This is a genomic window from Paraburkholderia sp. (genome assembly GCF_035656215.1).
Taxonomy (GTDB): Bacteria; Pseudomonadota; Gammaproteobacteria; order Burkholderiales; family Burkholderiaceae; genus Paraburkholderia.
In genome coordinates this window covers 1-5,390 of the sequence record NZ_DASRSY010000186.1, presented here as the reverse complement: position 1 = coordinate 5,390, position 5,390 = coordinate 1, and the positions used below count along the sequence as shown (strand labels likewise).

The 5,390-nt window shown below is 59.6% G+C and carries 2 protein-coding genes and 3 pseudogenes; 2 read left to right on the top strand and 3 right to left on the bottom strand.

Annotated features, from left to right (window positions below; all coding sequences use genetic code 11):
- Nucleotides 1–631, top strand: a pseudogene (locus VFE81_RS10695) (hypothetical protein); the annotation flags it as partial.
- A 100-nt stretch (nt 632–731) separates the two neighbouring features.
- On the opposite strand, the gene VFE81_RS10690 reads toward VFE81_RS10695, so the two are convergent.
- The 3 genes and pseudogenes from VFE81_RS10690 to VFE81_RS10680 all read right to left on the bottom strand — a co-directional run.
- Nucleotides 732–1,817, bottom strand: a complete 1,086-nt coding sequence (locus VFE81_RS10690; protein WP_325044562.1) for a TIGR03118 family protein — start codon at nt 1,815–1,817, stop codon at nt 732–734.
- A gap of 287 nt (nt 1,818–2,104) precedes the next feature.
- The gene (locus tag VFE81_RS10685) at nt 2,105–2,878 is read right to left on the bottom strand and encodes a YkgJ family cysteine cluster protein (RefSeq protein WP_325044563.1); all 774 of its coding nucleotides are present in this window, start codon (nt 2,876–2,878) and stop codon (nt 2,105–2,107) included.
- 111 nt (nt 2,879–2,989) lie between these two features.
- Nucleotides 2,990–3,481, bottom strand: a pseudogene (locus VFE81_RS10680) (patatin-like phospholipase family protein); the annotation flags it as partial.
- A gap of 762 nt (nt 3,482–4,243) precedes the next feature.
- Between VFE81_RS10680 and VFE81_RS10675 the strand changes: the two are divergent.
- Nucleotides 4,244–5,390 (top strand): annotated as a pseudogene (locus tag VFE81_RS10675) (peptidase M1); the annotation flags it as partial.

Here is a 5,390-nt window from a genome sequence, read left to right as displayed (position 1 = left end):
CGCCGACATGGTCGCGCTGCGTCCGCTCGAGCGCAATCTGATCGAGCGCTGCGCTGAAGCCGGGATTGGTGCGTTCGATATTTCGGATCAGGTATTTCCGCCGTACGGCAGCGAACGGGTCGTTGCGGATCTGGAAATCGTAGCGGGCAAGCGGCTCAGAAATCCGCGCTGGTACGGCGGCGAGTTTCTTCTTGCGACGCCCGCCGCATTGCGCCGGTTAGTGCCACGCGCACGCGCCAGTTACGCGCGCTATATCAGCGAGAGCGGACGCGTGAAGCATCACGGCGACGAAGCGTTCATTTCCGCGACGCTCAATGCGCTGGTCGATGAAGGGCAGGGGCTGATCGAGGTCGGCGCTTATCAGGCGGTCGGCCGTCACTGGCCCGGCAATATCTATCGGGACATGCGCTGGTTTCGATGCTGCTCCTTCGTTCATCTACCGGGCGGCAAGGCCTTGCTCGAAAAGGAGGCGCGTTTTGCCGAGTTTGCACCGGATCGTTTCTGGCGCCGTATGCGCGTGGCGCATCTGCGTGGCCGCGTGCGTCATGCGGTGAAACGCATTGCCCGATTGCTGAATATGGAACGTCTCGCCACGCTGTCTGCTTACGCGGTGCGCAGCGAGAAGAGTTAGGCGTTCATGCCGCGGCTCATGGAAGGTGCGAAGCCGCGCGGCGTGGCGGCACAGCGCGAGCGCACGTTCGTCGCTTCGCCGCCAACGCCTGCCGCGCCGTTCACATTTTCACGTCGATGCGGCCATACACTCCGTCTGCTTCGCTATTGGGCCCCGCAGCAAAAAACAACGTGTTGACCGGCTGATTATCGAGCCCATTGCCGAACGCGATACCCCAAAGCCCCGGTTGTACGAACCTGGTTCCATTCGACAGTTTGACGGTGCCGAGGGATTGCCCGCTTGCCGGATCGAAAGCATTTATCGTGCCGTCGCCGAAATTACCGATCAGTACGTCGCCGCTGAAGCGGCCGAAGTTGCCAGGTGCCTGTGCAACGCCCCACGGTGCGTTCAGCGGACCGGCCGACGCGAAGTGCTGCAGTAGATTGCCGGCCGTATCGAATACGTCGACGAAGCCAAGCCCTGGACCGTCGAGATTGTCATGCGCGACTGCGTTCTGTTTGGCATAGGTCACGAAGAGCTTTGCACCGATCGCCTGAATGCCGAACGGCGCAAAGCCTGCCGGCAGCGAAGCGTCCTGAAACTTGCCGGGCATCGCGACCTTCGCGAAGTTCTTGTCGAACACGTCGATCTTGTTGTTGTGGAAGTCAGTGGCATAGAGAAAGTTCGCCGTGCCATTGCTGGCGAGTGCGAGCCCCTTGTAGACCGCGCCACCACTACCGTCGTCGAACATGACGATCGCGGTGGTGGGCGCGACCGCCGGTGCCCATGCGGTGATCGTGCCGCCTTCACCGGAAAAGATAAAAGCACCCACGCCGCTCTTGCCACCCTGGGTGACCGTGAAATCCGTCGTGCCATTGAACACGATGCCGGTCGGATTCGCCGGGCCGCTGATTCCATTCGAAATGCTGACGATCAGGGATTGCGGCATGCCGTTGCCATCGTAGAGCGTGGCGACAGAGGTCCCGTTATCGGCGACCCAGACGAAGCCCTTTGGATTGAACGCGATGCCCCATCCGTTTTTCAGATTCGCGTCGGTGTGCGGCGCGGAGACCGCGCCGTCGGAGACCAGCGCGGTCGCGGTGAACGACTGCGCGCTGATCGACCCCGAACCTCCTCCGCACGCCACGAGACCCGTCAACGCCACGCCGCCCACGACGACGCTCAATACCTTAAGCACAGACTTCATGACCGCACCTCTCTTACGACCGATGGCCGTTGCGGTTATTGAACGTGCTGGGTGGCGGATTTATTCCTTTGGCGGTTGAACAATTTGATTTGATCTGAGGCGGTTCCCAGGGTGCCTTCTTTCAGATCGTCCCGAATAGTGCCCGAGGGCAATCCTTCAGCGTGCCGGTCAGCGGTCGTAACGCACTCACCGGCGCGGGTGCGCTAAAGCGCAATGCTTTCCTGCAGAGTGCCGGCACGGCGGGTGAGGGCACGCAGGATCTGGAGCCTGGTCCGGCGCCGGCGGTTTTACGTCGATGAAGGCGGGAAAAAACCGTGATAACGGGAATTGCCGGTAGCGGTGGTCTCAGCGAGATGGCCGGTTGCGCCCACCGACAGAAGCGTTTCAACTGTGGCGGCGCGATTCGAAACGAATGTCCACTGCGGGGCGGTTTCCTGCGATCTGGAGGACGCGTGAATCTGGCGCAGCGCAGTCAGCAGCGCGTCGCCATCCGGCGAATACATGACAAAGCCTTCGTTCGCGAGCGCAGCATCGTTCAATCCCAGCTCGAGGCATACCTGCATGCGCAGCGGCGCCTCCAGCCGGTTCGCGCGACGCGACTGTCCGACCAGTTCGACGGTCGTCGCATCGACAAGAATGCCCTGCCTTTGCAGCGGCTTGCCCTGCCACGCATCTGAAGGGCATCCCTTGTTTTCCGGCACTAACTCGACGAATGGATTGATTTCGGCGGGATAGATCCGGCACACCAGCGGCCTTTGTTCATAGATACCGCAGCGCATGTCGGCGTGCAGATTGGGACATGCCCCTCCGAATGCCGCGGCGAGAACGACCGAGACGCGGACCGGCAGGCTTCCGCTCATTGCCGGCGAAGAACGCGCCCGTTTGTATTCAGCTTGCGCATTGCCGGGCTCGGGTTCGACCGGCCACGGTATGGCCTCGCAGATGAGTTCCATTTGCCCGCCGCGCTCCAGCCAGGCGATCGCCTCGGCAATCGTCAGCGCCAGGCGCAAGTCGTGGCAGCATTTGCCACACGCGGTACATCCGAAATCGATGTCATCCACCCTGATTTCCTGTTTAAAAATGTCAGCGTTGTTGTTAGTCGCCGCAGATCCGAAGTTCTGACAGGGATCCGCAAAAAAGTGGGGGCGGCGGGCTTCATTGTGCCGTATGCGAATACTCGCGCTAGCCAACACGGCATCTACCACCGGACCGGACGATATGACGACTTCCTTACCCAGGAGCAGATCGGTAGCGACAATGTGCAACGGCAACGCCGCTTGCTCCACGCGCGCATAGGAAAGGTTCTTTTCGAGCAGAATACGCAGCGCCGTGGCCTCCACGAGATGCGTACGGCGCCCCAGCACCATGTCGAGCAGCCCGAACATCGAGAACGGCATGATGTCCTGCCGGCGTACCCGGCACCACAACGCCTCGAGCAGGGCCACACCGTCACGAGTCGGATTTCCCGCGAAATAGGCGGCATTAATCGCGCCCGCCGATGCGCCGACGACGAAATCAGGACGCTCGCCTCGATTGACCAGTTCCCGCAGCATGCCGACTTCTATTGCACCCAGACTGCCGCCGGCGGAAAACACGAAGGCGGTGAGCGTGGCGCGTGGTGGATCGGCCTGCAGATTGGATAGTGTGGAATCAATCGATGACATGTCGGTCTCCCTTTCATACTGTACGCCTTACCGGCGCAGCGGGCGCGGCCCGAGCACTGCGCCAGTTCCAGATCGGGCTGCGCGAGCCTTGCTAACGAGTCGTCGTTCTATACGCGGTTCAGCGCGATACAGATTTGCGCCCATTTCATTCGATAGCGGCTCGTCGCACGTCATTGCGGTGAATGGCTGAGCCATCGCATGTTTATTTTATTTTGTGAACTCACCGGCTGGTTCATTTTAAAAGCGCATTCGCTATCGTCACATCCCGTATCACACTCCGCACCGCAATAAAATAAAGTTTCTCGTAGATATGTGCGCCCATCCTGCTTTTAGAGTCTTAACTCTGTCGATTACTTAGGCCATTCGATCTGCATACACCATTCGCTAGTGCAAGAAAGATTGTGAAAGGAAGTTGACACGAGAACGTTTGCCAATCTAGGCTACGCACTGTCGCTAAAAACTGATCTGATTCCTGTCCACCTGCATGGAGATGCAGGTAAGCCGCTGCTTTGTCCATCAGTCAGCTGATAGCGCGAAAACGAAGAAGGCGGCTTACGTCGTCACCTTTGTGAAAGAATTGTAATTATCCGGTTGCGTAATTCTAAAATCAGCCACAAGTGCTGAGGCAGTAACACGTCCATATATTCTCGCTAGCAATCCGGCGCTAGTGCGGGAGACCTTTTTTGCTGAAAAAACAGAGAAACACAGCTTAAGCACTCAACGCACTTTCTTTATGCCGATTTTGTCAGTCGAGGATTAACAATGCGTATAAATTTCCGATTGCAGATACAGTGCCTGGCGTTAGCCGGAATAATGGTTCTGGCTGGCTGCGGCGGTTCAGACGGCTCGGCATCACTTTCGAGCAAGTCCGCCCAGACGCCCGCGGCGGCCTCCGAAGTGGCGCTAGCGCCGCCCACGGCGCCGATCGTTGCGGACACATCGATCAACAAGAGCGTGCCGCCGGTCGAATTGCCCGACACGGTGACGCCGATCAACTACAAGCTGTGGTTCCGGCCGAACCCGGCTCTCTCCTCATTCGACGGCCGCGCGGACGTTCAGATCAAGGTGCTGAAGGCGGTCAATGCGATCACGATTGCTGGACACCGCATCAAGTTCACGAACGGCACGATCACGCTGCAGCCAGGCAACATCCCGTTGATCGCCACGCCGCAAGATGACGGCGATTTCTACCAGCTTCGGCCAGTGAGCGGACAGATCGCCGCCGGTAACTACTCGCTGCACATGGAGTGGAGCGGCATCATCAACTTCAAGACTTACGACGATCCGGTCGCCAAGACCGGCGGCAGTTGCGGCGACGACCCCTATCCGGGTTGCTCCGCGGCGGAGGGCGTGTTCCGCGTCGACCTGAAGTCGACCGATGGCACGACGAGCGGCGCGATTCTCACGCAAGGCGAATCGAACCTCGCGCGTCAATGGTTCCCCGGCTGGGACGAGCCGGCTTTCCGGCCCACCTATGAGGTGAGCGCGGAAGTCCCGCAGAACTGGAATGTCGTGTCGAACGCGGCGGAGAAGCCGGCAGTGAATGTGGATAGCGGCTACAAGCTGGTGTCGTTCGAAAAAACGCCGCCGATGCCTTCGTATCTGCTCTTCTTCGGCGGCGGCCAGTTCGACATTCTCGAAGACGACTTCTCGAGCCCGCTGCCCGACGGCAACGGTCTGCATCTGCGCATCTTCACGCCGCCCGGCATGCGTGACTGGGCGAAGCCGGCCATGCAGCAGACCAAGCAGGCGCTCGATTACTACTATCGCTACACCGGCATTCCGTTGCCGCTCACCAAGTTCGACACGATCGCCGCGAACGACGCGTTCAAGGAGCAAAAGGACCTGAACTTCGGCGGGATGGAAAACTGGGGCGCGATTCTCGAATTCGCCGACGACATTCTGCCGG